This window comes from Microvirga alba (assembly GCF_015694465.1).
GTDB lineage: Bacteria > Pseudomonadota > Alphaproteobacteria > Rhizobiales > Beijerinckiaceae > Microvirga > Microvirga alba.
In genome coordinates, this window is the sequence record NZ_JADQDO010000001.1 from 305225 (window position 1) to 320225 (window position 15001).

Below are 15001 nucleotides of genomic sequence, written 5' to 3' on the forward strand. Positions count from 1 at the left end.
GGATTTTCATGGTTTCGCGGCGTTCCATCGTGCTCTGCGCCGATGATTTCGGCCTCACCGATGGGGTGAGCCGAGGCATTCTGGAGCTGGCCGAGGAGGGCAGGATCTCGGCAACGGGGGCGATGGCCAACATGCCGGGCTGGCGTCGCAATGCCTCGGCCTTGAGGCCGTTGAAGGGCAGGATCGGCATCGGCCTGCACCTGAACCTCACCACCGGATCCCCGCTCGCCCCGATGCCCCATCTGGCTCCGGGTGGCGGGTTTCCGCGCTTGAAGGACCTGCTCGCGAAGGCTCTCACCGGTGGGCTGCCGGCCGTCGAAATTCGCAGCGAGATCGCACGGCAGGTCGATGCCTTCGTGGATGCCCATGGTGAGCCGCCATCATTCGTCGACGGCCACCAGCATGTCCATGTCCTGCCGGTGATCCGGCCTGCGCTCATCCGGGTCCTGGAGGAGAAGGGCTATGGCGGCCGGCTCTGGCTGCGCGATCCGTCCGACAGCGCCGCCTCGATTTTGCGCCGGCCCATCGGGAGGGCGAAGGCGCTCGTGGTGAAGGGTCTGGCCGCAGGTTTCGCGCAGCGTGCCCGCGCGGCCGGATTCTGGACCAATGAGGGCTTCTCCGGCTTCTCGCCGCTCGACCTGTCCGTTTCGGCCGCAAGCGTTTTCGAGAGCGCGCTGACCAGCCTGGGGCCGACGCCGGTGGTGATGTGCCATCCGGGCCATGTGGATGCGGAATTGCGCAGCCTCGATCCGGCCGTGGAGAGCCGCCCAGCGGAACTGGCTTATCTCAAGTCCGAGGATTTCGGTGCGCTGCTCGATGAAAGGGGGATCGGGCTTGTCCCCGGCCTGACCTGACAAAGAAAAAGGGCTTCCGAAGAAACCCTCCAACGTCACCTACAAACGGAATCCGGTTACCAGCTTTTGCATGAGAGGTCTCCCTCTTTACAGGTCAGGTGATAGTCTAAGAGCTTGATGTGCTCCCGTGTAAGCTTTGTCAAACACCCTGAGAACACCATGGAGCGAGCGGATCCGAGGCCTATCGCCTCGAACAGGCACATGTTGTCCCGATACGACTCCCAAGCCCTCCGTGCCTTGCGCAGGCTCGCGCGCCCTTCGGGTTCGAGCCGTGCCATGAGCTTTGAATAGCGAGCAGTCATTTCACGGTCGGCCATTTTGAACTTGTGCCCCTCGCACATGTTCATTTCGTACTGAGTACTGCCTTCGCAGCACATGTCGATTTCGTGCTGAGTTGTGCCTTGGCAGAAGTTCATATCGTCCTCAGCCCTTGCGGCAGCAGAGGCAAGGATCATCGCCAACAGGGCGACGGGCAGGCAGCGTAACATGCAAGTTCCCTTCCTTGTCGGAGGCGGAATGACGACGAATCGTTATAAAGATACATTGCCGCGAGATGCCCGTCCGGAAAAGGGTTTCGGCGCGCCTGTCGGCCAAGACCTTGGCAGGCCGAGGTCTGCCTAAGCCAGCCTCGTGGTCCCCAAAACAAAACGGGCCTCCGAAGAGGCCCGTCTGACATAGGGGTAAGTCCAGCTTATTTCGTCGCCGCTTCGTACATTTCTTCGACGTGTTCCCAGTTCACGAGGTTTTCCAGGAACGCCTTGAGGTAGTCGGGGCGGCGGTTGCGATAATCGATGTAGTAGGAATGCTCCCACACGTCGCAGCCCAGGATCGGCTGCGCGCCATGGACGAGCGGATTCTCGCCGTTCGGCGTCTTCATGACGGTGATCTTGCCGTCCTTGATTGCAAGCCACGCCCAGCCGGAGCCGAACTGGCCCGTTCCGGCGGCAATGAAGTCTTCCTTCATCTTCTCGACGGAGCCGAGATCGGCCACGATCTGCTTCTCGAGCTTGCCGGGCAACGCGCCGCCGCCATTGGGCTTCATCCAAAGCCAGAAGTGGATGTGGTTGTAGTGCTGGCCGGCATTGTTGAAGAGCGCCTGGTTCTTGCCATACGAGCCCTTCACGACCTCTTCGACGCTCTTGCCTTCGAACTCCGTGCCTTTCATGAGGTTGTTGCCGGTGTTGACATAGGCAGCGTGGTGCTTGTCGTGGTGAAACTCCAGCGTTTCCTTCGACATATAGGGCTGCAGGGCATCGTAGGCATAAGGCAGTTCTGGCAGGGTGAACGACATCGGCGTCTCCTTTGAGAGATTAAGCGACCTGGTGCTTAGTTAAAGCGCGGCGCCTCTGAGGGCAACGGCCAAGCTTCTGACTTTTTCGGGCTCAAGCTTTTCATGATGTTGCCTTTCGCCTATAGATACCTACGTTTGCGGTCATTCGCCCATGGTTTGCGTATCGGAGTTTGCATGATCATCGCTCTTTTTGCCCTTTCTGTTGCGATGATTGTGGGCGGTCTTCTGGCGGCTGTTCTCGGGTGGGACATCGTCCTCGTCGAGCGTGGCTGGACCATGGTGATCGCCGGTACCGTCACCGCGGCAAGCGGCGCGGTTCTCCTGGGCATCACTGCCGCCGTCTCGAAGCTCAAGAAAATCCAGTTGGAGCTCATGCGCCTGCACACGGGCCTGAGCGAGGCCGAACCTGCCGCATTGCCCTCGCCATCGGGCCTTTCGCTGGCGGCTCTCGCCGGAGGGCTCTTCGGTGCGGCCGGTGCGCTCGGCGCAAAGGAAGGGCAGGCGAAGAAGACGAAAGAGGAGCCGGAGTCGCAGCCGGTTCTTCCGCTGTTCGGCGACGTCGACAGGTTCGAAAGGGAGGGCGAAAGCGCACTTGCGTCTGAGGGTCTGGAAGAGACTCGGGCCGAGGTAGACAGATCCTCTGACGCATTCGGGACCCCGTTCGAGCCTCGGATCTCCGCTGTATCCGGGACACCGTTCGAGTCCGAAAAGCCGACGACCGAGGCCGATGTCCCGGCCGCGAAGGTGCCGGATTTCCTGTTCGCCAACCGCTATCGCGAGACGCTTTATACCGAGACGAGCATCTCTGAAACCGACGAAGGCCTCTACGTCTCTGAACAAACCGTCCAGGCCTTCGAGCCGGAGTTCGAGGAGGCCGAGCAGCCAGTCGATCAAGGCGGCGCGCCGGAGCCGGAAGCCGTGGCAGAACCCGAGCCGGTGGAACCGACGCCCCCGCTCGCTCCGCGTTCGACCGCCGCGGTCATCGGCACTTATAATTCCGGGGACAATAAATACGTGATGTTCGCCGACGGCTCGATCGAGGCGGAGACCCCGCAGGGGATGTTTACCTTCACGTCCCTGGACGAGCTGAAGGAATTCATCGCTTCAGGTGGCGAGAGCAATCAGAAGCCTGCTATCTGAGGAGAGGCGAGAGCGCGCGGAAATCCTCCGTCGCAGCCCGCTCCAGCCACTCGAAGACAACCATCTCCATCGTCACCCAGTGGCACCCCGCCTGCACAAGCCGCGCACGGGCTGCGCTGACGCTGTGTTCGGCCCTGCTTGAGGTTGCATCCCCAACGACAAACACGTGCAGGCCGTTGGTTTTGAAGCCCAGGGCGCTTTGCAGCACGCAGACATGGGCTTCGGCTCCGCACAGGACGACCTGATCCCGCCCCTGGGCACGGAGCCCTGCAATCCGCTCGGCTGTCGCCTGATCGCCGGCGGCGGAAAAGGTCGTCTTCGGCAGGATGATTGCGTCGAGCGGAAGGGCCTCGACGATGGCGGGCACGGTCGACCCGAGTCCCTTCGGATATTGCTCCGTCACCGTGACGGGCACCCCGAGCCTTCCTGCGCCTTGAAGCAGGATTTCCGTGCGCTCGATGACCCGCTCGCTATCGAGGATCGCGGGCATGAGGCGGGCCTGAAGGTCGACGACAATAAGCTGAGAACGCGCCGCGTCGAGAAGCATGGTCATTGGTCCGGGTTGAAGGGCGGGGGCTCGCCGGGAATCGGCATCGTCATCTTGAAAAGCAGCCCATCCGCGCGGAAATCCATGGCCACGTCCGCTTGCAACTGCGTGGTCAGCACGCGCTGCAGAAGTCGCGAGCCGAAGCCTTGCTGCGAGGGCGCCGAGACGCGAGGCCCGCCCTGTTCGGTCCACGAGAAACTGAGGATCGGCCTGTCGCCTCCGGGCTTGATCTCCCACTTCACGTCGACCTGACCACCGAACGCGGACAGAGCACCGTGCTTCGCCGCGTTTGTCGTGAGTTCGTGAATCGCCATGCCAACCGGCACCGCCGCCTCTGACGGTAATTCGACGAAGGGGCCCTCGATAGTAATGCGATTCCTGGATTCGTCCTCGTAGGGGCCGAGTTCAGTGCGGATCAGATCCTCGAGCGCGGCCTTCTGCCAAAGATCCTCGGTGAGGAGATTGTGCGTGCGTGCGAGCGATACGATGCGCCCGACGAATCCCTGATAGAACTCGTCGATGCTGGAAGCGGTGCGCGCGGTCGAACCCACGATGGCTTGAACGGTCGCGAGCGTATTCTTGACGCGATGGTGCAACTCGCGAATGAGCAAGTGCTGTCGCTCCTCCGCCTGCTTGAAGCGCGTAATATCGAGGTTGGTGCCAACCAAGCGCAATGGATTGCCATCAGCGTCGTAGAAGAGCAGCGCGATGGTGTCGATGACACGAATAGTGCCGTCCGGTCGGCGCATGCGATACGAAAGATTCAACTCCCGATCATGGCGTGCGAACGCGTCATTGATCAGCTTGTACGTGCGTGCGAGGTCGTCAGGATGAACCTTTTCTTCCCAACCAAGGGTGTCCCCGCGAAATGTGCCCGGATCGAGGCCGAAGAGACGTTCTTGCTCCGGTGTCCATGTCACTTTTCCGGAAGGGATATCCCAATCGAAAACGCCGATGCCGGCCGCGCTCTGCGCCAGCGAGAGGCGCTCCTCGCTTATACGTAAAGCTTTTTCCGTTTCCTTCAGGTCGTGAATGTCAACGCTCGTGCCGACCCAGCCCTTGAATTCGCCCAGGGTGTCGTGGAGGGGAGCAGCCTGAATCATATGCCAGCGATATTCGCCGTCGGCCGACCGGTAGCGCGCTTCGGTGGTGTAGGTCGATTCATTGCGGCGAACCTCTTTCGAGTCTTCCATAATTCGCGCAATATCCTCGGGGTGAATCGCGCTCATCCAGCTATGGCCAAGCGCCTCTTGCGCCGGCAGGCCCGAATATCTGACCCAGCGCTCATTGGTGTACGTCAGCTCGAAATCCGGTGTGAGAATCCAGACGAGGGCGGGAAGCGACTCCGCGATGATGCGGAAGCGAGCCTCGGTTTCGCGAAGCCCTATTTCGGCCCGCGCCTTTTCAACGGCGGTCCAGGTGCGCTCCGCAACATCCTCTACCAGAGACATCTCGTCATTGGTCCAGACACGAGGTTCCGCCGAGTGCAGATAAAGCAGCGCCGTCAGTTTCTGGTTCTTGAGCAGCGGTACGGTAAGCGCCGTTCTGGCATTGAGGGTGCTGTAGGCTTCCTGCACCTTCGGGTCCCTCGTGCGCGGATCGCTCTTGACGTCCTCAACGAAGATCGGCTGGCCCTGCTTCAGTTCAGCAAGCATTGTCGGTAGAAATTCATAAAGCCGATAGGCGCGGCCTTCATTGCTGATCGCGCCCTTCGACCATTCCCGCTCGACCAGGATGACGCCCCGCGTCTCATCGACCTCCCCATAACCTGCGCAATCCACCTTCAGGAAATGTCCCAGGCTCCGGGCGGTCGCCTCCATGATCGCATTGGGATCGTCGAGGCTCCGCAACTGGTCGTTCAAGGTCAGGAGAAACTCCTGCCGGCGCTGGGCAAGGTTCATCTCCTCCCTAGCCTTTTCGCGTTCCGTGACATCCTGCGTCACGCCAACCAGGCGAACCGGCTTGTCATTCTCGTAGATCGCGGCGCCACGGACCAAAACCCGCCCGATGCGGCCATCGGGTCTGATGACTCGATGCTCGACATTGAAATCAGTCTTTGTCGCGAGGGCGAAAGCCATGGCTTGGTTGATCCGCTCCACATCGCCAGGGTGCAGTATCTGTTGCAACCGCGCATAAGTCAGCGGCTCGCCGGGCGGGAGGCCGAGCGTCGCCCTGCAGGTTGCACCGGCAATCATCTCATCGGTAGCGAGATCGCGTTCCCAGGAGCCGAGTTTGCCGACCTCGAGCGCCATGCGCAACTTGCTGCTGCTGTTACGGAGAGATTGCTCGGCCTCGCTGAGACGCTTTTCCAAATCCGCGACGCGCTGATTGTCGCTCTTTTTGTCAGCGACTGCGCCGTCCGCGGAGGGTCGCTTGCCCCGATTGGTCATGAACGCATGCTTTCGGATACCTCTACAGCTCCGCGCCGCCTCTCTCTATCGGCCCGGGCTGACCCCAGGATGGTAATTATAGGACATAGGGCTTAAGCCACCACTCTTAAAACCCTTCGATGCTTTTAATGGCAAAAGTATAAGCCAAGGCGACCTCTTCGAGCCGGTCGAAACGGCCAGCAGCGCCGCCGTGACCCGCCTCCATGTTGAGTTTGAGCAGAATGGGGCCGCCGCCCGTCATCGTCGCGCGAAGCCTGGCGACCCACTTCGCGGGCTCCCAGTAAGTCACGCGCGGGTCGGTGAGGCCGCCGAGCGCCAGGATCGCCGGGTAAGCCTGTGCCTTCACATTGTCGTAGGGCGAGTAGGACAGGATGGTGCGGAAAGCGGCTTCGTCCGCGCCTGGGTTGCCCCATTCCGGCCATTCGGGCGGGGTGAGGGGAAGCTCGCTGTCCAACATGGTGTTGAGCACATCGACGAAGGGCACCTCGGCGATGATGCCCGCAAAGAGATCCGGCGCAAGATTGGCCGCCGCGCCCATGAGCATGCCGCCCGCGCTGCCGCCATGGGCGACGATGCGGCCACGCGAAGTGTAACCGGCCTTGATGAGCGCTTCGCCACTGGCGATGAAGTCGGTAAACGTGTTCGTCTTCTTCTCGCGCTTGCCGTCGAGATACCAGCGCCAGCCCTTTTCCGTGCCGCCGCGAATATGGGCGATGGCGTAGACGAAGCCCCGGTCGACGAGGGAGAGGATGTTGGTGCGAAATCCCGCCGACATGGACATGCCATACGACCCATAGCCGTAGAGCAGGAGCGGGGCGGAACCGTCGAGGGCGACTTCGCGCCTGTGGATGATAGAGATCGGGACTTGCTCGCCATCGGGCGCGGTAGCGAAGAGCCGGTGGGTGACATAGTCGTCCGGGTTGTGGCCGCTCGGGACCTCTTGGCGCTTGCGCAGGGTCCGCGCGCCGGTGCGCAGGTCGTAATCGATGACCTCGCTCGGGGTCTTAGGAGAGGAATAGCGGTAGCGGATCACATCGGTGTCGAATTCGTAGCCCGGATCGACACCCAGCGAATACGTATCCTCGTCGAATGCGATCGTTTCCTCGCGGCCCGTCGCGATCTCGCGCAGCACGATCCGCGGCTTCGCATCCTCGCGCTCCAGCCTCACGAGATAGCGCGCCAGCGCGACCAGGAAGAGGATCATCACACCCGGTCGATAGGGCACGAGATCGCGCCAGTGCGCGCGTCCGGGCGAGGACACGGGCGCGGTCATGATCTTGAAATCCTCGGCCCCGTCCGCGTTGGTGAGGATGATGAGGCTGTCGCCGTGATGCTCCACGTCGTATTGCAGCTCGCGCGTGCGAGGTTCGATCAGGCGCGGCGTGCCCGCCGGGTCCGCGCGGTCGATCAGCCAGACTTCGGACGTCTCGTGATCGCTCGCCTCGATCAGGACGTAGGCATCCGATTGCGTGACGCCGAGCTTCACGAAAAAGCCGGGATCCCGCTCCTCGTAGATGGTCTCGTCTTGTGCGGCGGGCGTGCCAAGGTCGTGGCGTTTGACGCGCACGGGCCGATGGTTTTCGTCGAGTTCGACGTAATAGAAGCCCGACGAATCACCGAGCCAGACGACGCCGCCGGAGCTATGCGGAACCTCGTCGGCCAACTCGTCCCCGGTCTGAAGGTCCCTGACGCGAATCGTATAGTATTCGGAGCCCTTGATATCGGCCCCCCAGGCCATCAGGCGATGGTCGGGCGAATGGTCCGCGCCGCCGAGATCGAAGAAGGCATGGCTTCCAGCCTCCTTGTCGCCGTCGAGCATGATGGTCTCATGGTCACCATCCCGCGGCCGGCGGCACACCAGGGGATGCTGTCCGCCTTCACGATAGCGCGTGAAATAGGCGAAGGGGCCGTCAGGCTCCGGAACGGATGAGTCGTCCTCCTTGATGCGGGCGCGCATTTCCGCGACGAGCCGCTCCTGGAACGCTTCCGTCCCGGCCAGGGCCTCGGCGGCATAAGCGTTTTCCCGTTCCAGGCAGGTGCGGATGGCAGAACCGAGCGTCGCCGGATCCTTGAGAACATCTTTCCAGTTCTCCGCCTTCAGCCAGGCATAATCGTCCTGAATCTGAACCCCATGGACGTTGAAGGCATGTGGTTTTGCTGGAATCGACGGCGCCGGCGGCAGCGGATGGGAAGAAAGACGCTCAAGTTTCATGAAGGGCAATCCCGATCGGGTCGTCTTGACGGTTGAAAGAACGCGTAGGCGGCATTCATACATAACTCAGATTCGCCGGGACAGGTCCGTCAAGTGGCTCAGGCGCCCCGAAAAGCGGGCGTTTGATTCACTTTCTAGCTACTTCTTCTGAGCCAAGATCACGCAAATGGCCTGGTCGCGAGGTGACCTATGGTTATGGCGATGCCTGCAATTGTGGCGTTCTATTACAACTGGAAAGTTGATACACAGTTTTCGAAAGTTTTCCTTTCGAACATCTTGTCAGCCGAACGGATTTGACATACTTGGACGGGCAGGCACGATATTCTGTGCGATTACAGTGCGGTTCGATGATGATGCAAGCATTGCTTCTGATAAGAACGCACAAATAATAGGCTGGAAAGCTTATTTGTGGTTGTTCTAAAGGACCGGAAAGGAAGAAAATCAAAATGAGCGACAACATCGCTGCTGCAAACTATATTGAGCTGGCTGCTGATATCGTATCGGCTTATGTGAGCAACAACTCGGTTCCGTCGGGCGATCTTCCGACCCTGATCAGCGACGTCCATTCGGCTCTCCTGCGTGTCGGCGGCGGCACGGTTGAAGTGCCCGTCGAGGCGCCGAAGCCCGCCGTTCCGGTGAAGAAGTCGGTCACCCCGGACTACATCATCTGCTTGGAAGACGGCAAGAAGTTCAAGTCGCTGAAGCGCCACCTGCGCACGCAGTACAACATGACCCCCGAGCAGTATCGCGAAAAGTGGGCTCTGCCGGTCGACTATCCGATGGTCGCCCCGAACTACGCCAAGGCTCGCTCCGAGCTGGCGAAGGAAATGGGCCTCGGCCAGCAGCGCCGTAAGCGCCGCACCTCGCGCGGCTAAGCCGGACGCGACTCTGATGAAATCAGCCGCCCTCGGGGCGGCTTTTTTCATGGGCTTTCGATGCCGCCGATGGCGGGTGAAATGGGCGCCGTGACGGCTTCGCTACCCACCGCGCGCCGCGTTTCTCAGCATGTCGGGTTCCTGAGCGGAATGCGCCGTTCCTGTTATCCTCACAATTAACAAGCGCGCCTTATTGCCTTGACAGATAGGAATGATCGCCCACTATCGGGGGTAGAAAGGACTCGTCCTTTCGTTCTTTTATTTTAGGAACAAAACATGAACAAAAACGAAAATTATTGGTCTGCTACAACGGTTTCAAAGCGAAAGGCGAGGGCAGGTGCGCAGAGTGTAAAGGTCGGGAAACCCGAGGAAAAAGGGGGGCGCTCCCCGGAGCCGTCCAATCTGCGGCGGAACGATGCTCTGACCAAGGAAGCCAAACGTCTCCTGGCGGCGTTGGGGTTTCCGGAAGCACGGGCGCTGATCGACCCGACTGACGACAATGACGTGATTCTCCACAGGAAGCGCGCAGGCGTTTCGGTCGGGGCAGGCCGGTTTTCCCGCGCGGCGGCCGAGTCGCTCGATCGCAACGATCTGGCCCAGTGGCAAAAGGCTGAGACGGGCCATGCGACCCTTTGCCTGACCGAGGCCGGGCGCGCACATCTCCGCCGGGCCGAAGCGCCAGAGCCGGAGGCATCCTTCTTCCACCAACATCGCGAGACCGTGGTCGCCAGGGTTGAAACCGATTCTGGAACAAAACGTGTACGAATTGATGCGGAAGAAAGCCCTCTTGACTGGCTGCGCCGCCGCAAGGGCCGCGACGGTGAGCCGATGATCGACGCGGCCTCCTATCAGGCGGGCGAGCGGTTGCGGACGGATATCATGCTGGCGGGCCTGCTTCCCGGCGTGACTGCGCGGTGGGATGCGATGCCGAAGAGCGGCGGGCCGGTTTCTCCGGCCGACGCCACCGATCGCATGGTTGCCGCCCGCCAGCGTCTCCGCAGTGCCTTCGACGCGGTGGGCGCCGATTTCAGCGATCTGCTGGTGGACCTGTGCGGCTTCCTGAAAGGACTGGAGCTGATCGAGCGGGAGCGGCATTGGCCGGCGCGCTCGGCGAAGATCGTTGTCCGGCTCGCTCTGGCGCGGCTGGCGGAGCATTACGGCATCGAGACTGCCGCGCGCGGACCGTCCGCGTCGCGCGGCATCAGGACCTGGCAGGCGGTGGTGATCGAGGGTGGGCGCCCCTGATCAGGAGGCGGCCAGGGCCGCATGCGCGTCGTGACGGATGCGCTCGACCATGGATCTGACGCCGTTCGACCGCTGCGGCGTCAGATGCTCCACGAGGCCCAGGCCCTTGAAAAGCGCGAGGGCGTCTGTGGACAAAGCCTCCGAAGCGGTCTTGCCGTTGTAGAGGGCGATCAGGAGGGCGGTCAGGCCGCGCACGATATGGGCATCGCTGTCGCCCACCAAATGCAGCCTCGGCTCGCCTTTGGAATCATCGAGCGTCGTCACCAGCCAGACCTGGCTGGCGCAGCCCCGGACCTTGTTGGCGTCCCTGTGCTCTTCTTCCGGAAGCGGCTCCATCTGACGGCCGAGCTCGATGAGGTAGCGATAGCGCTCCTCCCAGTCATCCAGCAGTTCGAAGTTGGAGACGATTTCGTCGATGGTCGGCAGCATGGCATTCCCGCGTTATCCGCGGGTCATATAGTCATTCAGCGGCGTCTTGGCGATGGTCATGGGAATCGTCAGCTCCGCGGCTTGTTGGCATCGCCGCGCCAGCTCGGCTGGCGATCGGCCGCCTGTAGCGTGTCCGTCGGCTTGGATTCCAAAGCGTTCACGCCCGAGGCGGTGAGAATCTTGCCGATCACCGCCTGTTTCGCGCCCTCGGGGAGGGCCTGCCACATGCTCTCCAGCCGAGCCGAGGTCTCCGGAGTAGGCGTGGCGGCTTTGGCTTCCTGGGCACTCTTCGTCCAGCCGAGGAGGGCATCGAGGGAGGCGGCCCCGTCACCGCCCTGACGGACGGGTGAGAAATAGAAGATCGTGCCGACGATGAGAACGAAACGTATGATGGAGAACATCGGCCGCTGTCCTGTTGCCCCAAAAGGGAATGGTGACGTGATGCATCATAACGTCCCGACGGCGCGGCGCGTAGGATGCTGAGCGGCAACCTGCAAACAGGATGAACAAATGGTTGAGACGGCAACTGCGCACATTGCTCCCGCTAAGGCCCTGAAAAGGATAGGATAAAAGGGATGCCCCGAAGGGCGGCGGCGGGGTTCCCGGAGCCTGCTTGCCGTTGTTGCGTAAGCTGGCGCGGTTCGCCGCTGGCGGCCTTAGGGTTCGCTTAAGCGACCTCTGTCACGGTCCTCGCAGAACAGACGAGGAGTGACGGGTCACCGTCGCGAAGGCAGCTTGCGGACAGATCTCACAGGGCACTGGATCGATGAATGGCTTGCCGGGCTCGTTCATCGCTCGAGCTTGAACGAACCCGCTGAGCGGGCTCGACAGGAGCGCTTCGTCATCAGTCGCACGGTGACTTCGCTTGTCTCGCTCGTCGCGTTGCCCCTGTCCCTCCTCGGACAGGCGGCGTCCGAATTGTTCGTGTATTGGGGCGTCCTTACGCTCACCCCGCTCGTCGCCGTCTTCATTCTGTCCCGATGGGGGAGGATCGAGGCCGCACAGGCTCTGGTCTCGCTCGCGCTGACCCTGTCTGTCGCGCAGGCGATGGCCTCGAACGGCGGCTCCCTGGTCATGACGGGCTGCGCGGTCTTGGTTGTGCCTCTGGAGGCCACGATCTCGGGCTCAAGGCGTGGTTTTATCGGCGCGTGCGTGCTGGCGCTCGTGGGTCTTCCCATCGCGGTTCTTCTTCATGGGACCAGGCTCGCCGAACAGAGCCTGCCGCTGCCGGCGATCTTCGCCATCACTGGTGCCATCGCGCTCGGACACGCCATGTCGCGCGTCGTCATGGACCGCAAGCTCGACGCCGTTCTCGATGCCTCGCAAGCCGGTGCGGCGCGGGAGGGCGAGACTCTGCTCGCCATCGACGATCTGGTGACCTGGCATGATGCCAATGGCGTGGTTCTGCGCTCGAACGGGGCCTCCACGCGCCTTCTGGGTGCGCCGCCCGCAGCGGTTTACGGCAACGGCCTTTTCACGCGCATCCATGTGGCTGATCGCCCGCTTTTCCTGAAGGCCGTCAGCGATGTGGCGAATGGCGCAAATTCCGCCGTCATTCGGTTCCGCGTCCAGGCCGGAGACGTGACCGACGCGTCGTCCCTCATCTGGGTCGAGACACGCGTGCACCGTCTGACTTTGCGCGGCGACGATGCTTGCGCGGCGGTCGCGGTGACGCGCGACATCACCGAGCACAGACTACGCGCCGACGAATTGGACGCTATGCGTCGCGATGCGGTGAGCGCGAATGAGGGCCGTGCGCAACTCCTGGCGACGGTGAGCCACGAATTGCGCACGCCGCTGAACGCCATCATCGGCTATTCGGAAATCCTGATGGGTAGGGGCGGCCCGAGCCTGCTCGACCAGCGCGAAGGTTATGCCGAGATCATCCATCATTCCGGCCAGCACATGCTCGGCGTCGTCGACACGCTGCTGGATCTCTCGGCCATCGAGGCCGGTCGCTACGATCTTGCCTTCGAGGAGATCGATGTCGCTGATCTCATTCGGGAGTGCTGCGGTCTCGTGGCGCTGGCGGCACAGAGGGGTGGGATTGTTCTGACGCAGCAGATCGCTCCCGGTCTTCCCGAACTGGTGGCCGACCGTCGCGCTTGCCGGCAGATCCTGTTGAACCTCCTCTCCAACGCGGTGAAGTTCACGCCGCAGGGCGGGCAGGTGACGGTGGAAGCGCGCTGCGATGGCGACAACGTCGCTCTTGCGGTTCGCGATACCGGTATCGGCGTGCCGGAAGCCGATCTGCCGCGCCTCGGCATGCCCTTTTATCAAGGCACTGCAAGGAGCCGCGCGGAGAAGGGCAATGGACTCGGCCTCTCGGTGGTGCGCGGCCTCGTGGCCCTGCACCAGGGCCATCTTCGCATCGCGAGCGCTCCCGGCAACGGCACTTGCGTAAAGATCAACTTGCCGGCGGATGCCCGCCACGCGGCCGCCGTGAAGGGGCTTGTCCCCGCAGCGGCTCGAACCAATCATGATGTCATTGTTCTCAAGACGGGATAGAAGACGTGCGTGAAGCCCTTGCAGCCCGCCCCGACGGAGATTTCATCGTCTCCGCGCCCGTGCGGCGAAAATCATCGGCCAGAACCAAGGCAAAGAAGGTCGGCGTCGGCGCGCGACTCATGGCTTTCGTCTTCAGCCACCCGCGCGAGATGATAGCCGCCGCGTTCCTGGCAGGATGCGGTGGCGTGATCACATACAATGCGCTGGTCTTGCAGAGCGCCCGCCACCCCGCGCCGCTGTTTAACCAAAGGGATATCGGGCCCGCGCGGCAACCGCTCCCGCCCCTGCGACCGGGCGCTGGCGTTACAGAGCCTCAATCGCCCGCGCCGGCCCCGGCGCAGCCTGCAGCTCTCGTCCCGGCGGCGCCGGCAGCGACGCCTGCGCCCGCAGCTCCGTCGAAGCTTCCGTCGCGCGGCGCGATCGCGGACCTGATCCGCAATGGCGGTGAGGCCGCGCCGGCACCTCCGCAACCGGCCAAGGCCGCCGTCGTTCCGCCTCCTGCGCCGACGGCTGCGGCCGCCCCGGTCATGCGCGATCCCATCGGGGAGATCATCCGCATGGGCGGTCCCGTTCCAACGCCGCCCGCAAATGTCGGAAAGGCGGGATCAGGCGATCTCGTGATGTCCGGACAGCGGGCGCTGGCCAAGCTCGGCTACAGCGTGAAGGCCGATGGCATGATGGGGACCGGGACGCGCCAGGCCATCGAACGTTTCGAGCAGGAGCGGCGTTTGCCGGTGACGGGCGACTTCAGCCCGCGAACGGTCCGCGAATTGTCGGCGGCGTCCGGAATCGTGGTTCAATAGTGACCCGGCTTCGTTCCGATTTTTGGGTCTCGGCCTATCTTCGCCGTTGCGCCATCGAAGGCGTTGAGGCCGTGTTGCGAAGGCGCGGCGCGGCCGAAGCAGGCGCGATCTTCGTGAAGCTTGATCTGCTCGACGGAACGGCGAGCCTCTTTGGTCCTGCACCGCAGCTTTTTCTTGACGATACGGGCGATCGCCTGTTTTACGCCGTCCTTCAGGCTGGCACCCCACTCGATGTGGAGGAGAGGGTAAAGCGCGAACTCCGCTTCGACCCCGATCTGTGGCTGCTCGAGGTCGACGACCGCGCGGGCCGTCATTTCCTTGAGCTTGCGCCGGAAAGCTAGGGCGTTCGGACGCTAAGAATATCCTGCTCCAGATTGGGAACTGAAGCGCGGCTGTGCCTGTTATTTCGCTGAAGGCCCGCGGTTTCGATGAAATCTACGGCATCGGAAACGGTTCGTTAACCATACCGCTATTTTCTGACGCGGTGGCCGAAGCAGGTGTAGGGCTAGCTGAGGGGAGGTCTCAATGCATGAGATCTGGACAAGATCGTCGGGAGTTGTCGTCGCCTTTCCCGATGAGGCTTCACGGCCCCACCGCCCGCATCTCGCGGCGGACGAGCCGCGCGGCGAAATCCTGTTATTCACCGGCGTCCGCTACGAGCGCCCATCCCCCAATCCGGGTCCCTCCCGCCCTTTCGCTTCCCACGG

General features: G+C 62.3%; 14 protein-coding genes. 7 read left to right on the forward strand and 7 right to left on the reverse strand.

From position 1 onward, the window contains the following. The first annotated feature begins 8 nt into the window (after positions 1–8). Positions 9–854 (forward strand): ChbG/HpnK family deacetylase, encoded by an 846-nt coding sequence (locus tag I2H38_RS01395; RefSeq protein ID WP_196270011.1) that lies wholly within the window; start codon positions 9–11, stop codon positions 852–854. Between the two features lie 56 nt (positions 855–910). On the opposite strand, the gene I2H38_RS01400 is transcribed toward I2H38_RS01395, so the two are convergent. Then, positions 911–1342 (reverse strand): lysozyme inhibitor LprI family protein, encoded by a 432-nt coding sequence (locus I2H38_RS01400; protein ID WP_196270012.1) that lies wholly within the window; start codon positions 1340–1342, stop codon positions 911–913. Between the two features lie 203 nt (positions 1343–1545). Beyond that, positions 1546–2145, reverse strand: coding sequence for a superoxide dismutase (locus tag I2H38_RS01405; protein ID WP_196270013.1), 600 nt, complete (start codon positions 2143–2145; stop codon positions 1546–1548). A 174-nt stretch (positions 2146–2319) separates the two neighbouring features. Here I2H38_RS01405 and I2H38_RS01410 point away from each other — a divergent pair, with 174 nt between their 5' ends. Beyond that, on the forward strand, positions 2320–3285 hold the full coding sequence (locus I2H38_RS01410) for a hypothetical protein (protein WP_196270014.1): 966 nt from the start codon (positions 2320–2322) through the stop codon (positions 3283–3285). Here the strand turns inward: I2H38_RS01410 and I2H38_RS01415 are convergent. The 3 genes from I2H38_RS01415 to I2H38_RS01425 all read right to left on the reverse strand — a co-directional run bounded on the left by I2H38_RS01415 (position 3278) and on the right by I2H38_RS01425 (position 8434). Beyond that, positions 3278–3832 (reverse strand): isochorismatase family protein, encoded by a 555-nt coding sequence (locus I2H38_RS01415; RefSeq protein ID WP_196270015.1) that lies wholly within the window; start codon positions 3830–3832, stop codon positions 3278–3280. The two genes, I2H38_RS01410 and I2H38_RS01415, sit on opposite strands and share 8 nt — an antisense overlap. A gap of 2 nt (positions 3833–3834) precedes the next feature. Then, on the reverse strand, positions 3835–6222 hold the full coding sequence (locus tag I2H38_RS01420; protein ID WP_196270016.1) for a PAS domain-containing protein: 2388 nt from the start codon (positions 6220–6222) through the stop codon (positions 3835–3837). Between the two features lie 106 nt (positions 6223–6328). After that, on the reverse strand, positions 6329–8434 hold the full coding sequence (locus tag I2H38_RS01425) for a S9 family peptidase (RefSeq protein ID WP_196270017.1): 2106 nt from the start codon (positions 8432–8434) through the stop codon (positions 6329–6331). A gap of 446 nt (positions 8435–8880) precedes the next feature. Here I2H38_RS01425 and I2H38_RS01430 point away from each other — a divergent pair, with 446 nt between their 5' ends. Together I2H38_RS01430 and I2H38_RS01435 are read left to right on the forward strand one after the other, a co-directional pair. Then, positions 8881–9309, forward strand: a complete 429-nt coding sequence (locus I2H38_RS01430) for a MucR family transcriptional regulator (protein WP_196270018.1) — start codon at positions 8881–8883, stop codon at positions 9307–9309. Between the two features lie 276 nt (positions 9310–9585). Continuing rightward, on the forward strand, positions 9586–10554 hold the full coding sequence (locus I2H38_RS01435; RefSeq protein ID WP_229426488.1) for a DUF6456 domain-containing protein: 969 nt from the start codon (positions 9586–9588) through the stop codon (positions 10552–10554). Here the strand turns inward: I2H38_RS01435 and I2H38_RS01440 are convergent, their stop codons facing one another. Further along, positions 10555–10983: a SufE family protein gene (locus I2H38_RS01440; protein WP_196270019.1), complete on the reverse strand. Its 429-nt coding sequence runs from the start codon at positions 10981–10983 to the stop codon at positions 10555–10557. A gap of 68 nt (positions 10984–11051) precedes the next feature. Further along, the gene (locus I2H38_RS01445) at positions 11052–11384 is read right to left on the reverse strand and encodes a hypothetical protein (RefSeq protein WP_196270020.1); all 333 of its coding nucleotides are present in this window, start codon (positions 11382–11384) and stop codon (positions 11052–11054) included. A gap of 307 nt (positions 11385–11691) precedes the next feature. Between I2H38_RS01445 and I2H38_RS21335 the strand changes: the two genes are divergently transcribed. The 3 genes from I2H38_RS21335 to I2H38_RS01460 are packed head-to-tail and all read left to right on the forward strand — an operon-like array spanning position 11692 to position 14635. Continuing rightward, a complete protein-coding gene (locus tag I2H38_RS21335; protein ID WP_196270021.1) occupies positions 11692–13491 on the forward strand; it encodes a sensor histidine kinase in 1800 nt (599 codons plus the stop codon). Between the two features lie 5 nt (positions 13492–13496). Beyond that, the gene (locus I2H38_RS21340) at positions 13497–14294 is read left to right on the forward strand and encodes a peptidoglycan-binding domain-containing protein (protein WP_196270022.1); all 798 of its coding nucleotides are present in this window, start codon (positions 13497–13499) and stop codon (positions 14292–14294) included. Then, on the forward strand, positions 14294–14635 hold the full coding sequence (locus I2H38_RS01460) for a DUF1491 family protein (RefSeq protein ID WP_196270023.1): 342 nt from the start codon (positions 14294–14296) through the stop codon (positions 14633–14635). The genes I2H38_RS21340 and I2H38_RS01460 overlap by 1 nt, the downstream gene beginning before the upstream one ends. The last annotated feature ends 366 nt before the right edge of the window (positions 14636–15001 follow it).

Excerpts from the sequence above, each read along its gene's own strand:
- I2H38_RS01395 (WP_196270011.1), top strand. The coding sequence starts at position 9 with ATGGTTTCGCGGCGTTCCATCGTGCTCTGCGCCGATGATTTCGGCCTC.
- I2H38_RS01400 (WP_196270012.1), bottom strand. The coding sequence starts at position 1,342 with ATGTTACGCTGCCTGCCCGTCGCCCTGTTGGCGATGATCCTTGCCTCT.
- I2H38_RS01405 (WP_196270013.1), bottom strand. The coding sequence starts at position 2,145 with ATGTCGTTCACCCTGCCAGAACTGCCTTATGCCTACGATGCCCTGCAG.
- I2H38_RS01410 (WP_196270014.1), top strand. The coding sequence starts at position 2,320 with ATGATCATCGCTCTTTTTGCCCTTTCTGTTGCGATGATTGTGGGCGGT.
- I2H38_RS01415 (WP_196270015.1), bottom strand. The coding sequence starts at position 3,832 with ATGCTTCTCGACGCGGCGCGTTCTCAGCTTATTGTCGTCGACCTTCAG.
- I2H38_RS01420 (WP_196270016.1), bottom strand. The coding sequence starts at position 6,222 with ATGACCAATCGGGGCAAGCGACCCTCCGCGGACGGCGCAGTCGCTGAC.
- I2H38_RS01425 (WP_196270017.1), bottom strand. The coding sequence starts at position 8,434 with ATGAAACTTGAGCGTCTTTCTTCCCATCCGCTGCCGCCGGCGCCGTCG.
- I2H38_RS01430 (WP_196270018.1), top strand. The coding sequence starts at position 8,881 with ATGAGCGACAACATCGCTGCTGCAAACTATATTGAGCTGGCTGCTGAT.
- I2H38_RS01435 (WP_229426488.1), top strand. The coding sequence starts at position 9,586 with ATGAACAAAAACGAAAATTATTGGTCTGCTACAACGGTTTCAAAGCGA.
- I2H38_RS01440 (WP_196270019.1), bottom strand. The coding sequence starts at position 10,983 with ATGCTGCCGACCATCGACGAAATCGTCTCCAACTTCGAACTGCTGGAT.
- I2H38_RS01445 (WP_196270020.1), bottom strand. The coding sequence starts at position 11,384 with ATGTTCTCCATCATACGTTTCGTTCTCATCGTCGGCACGATCTTCTAT.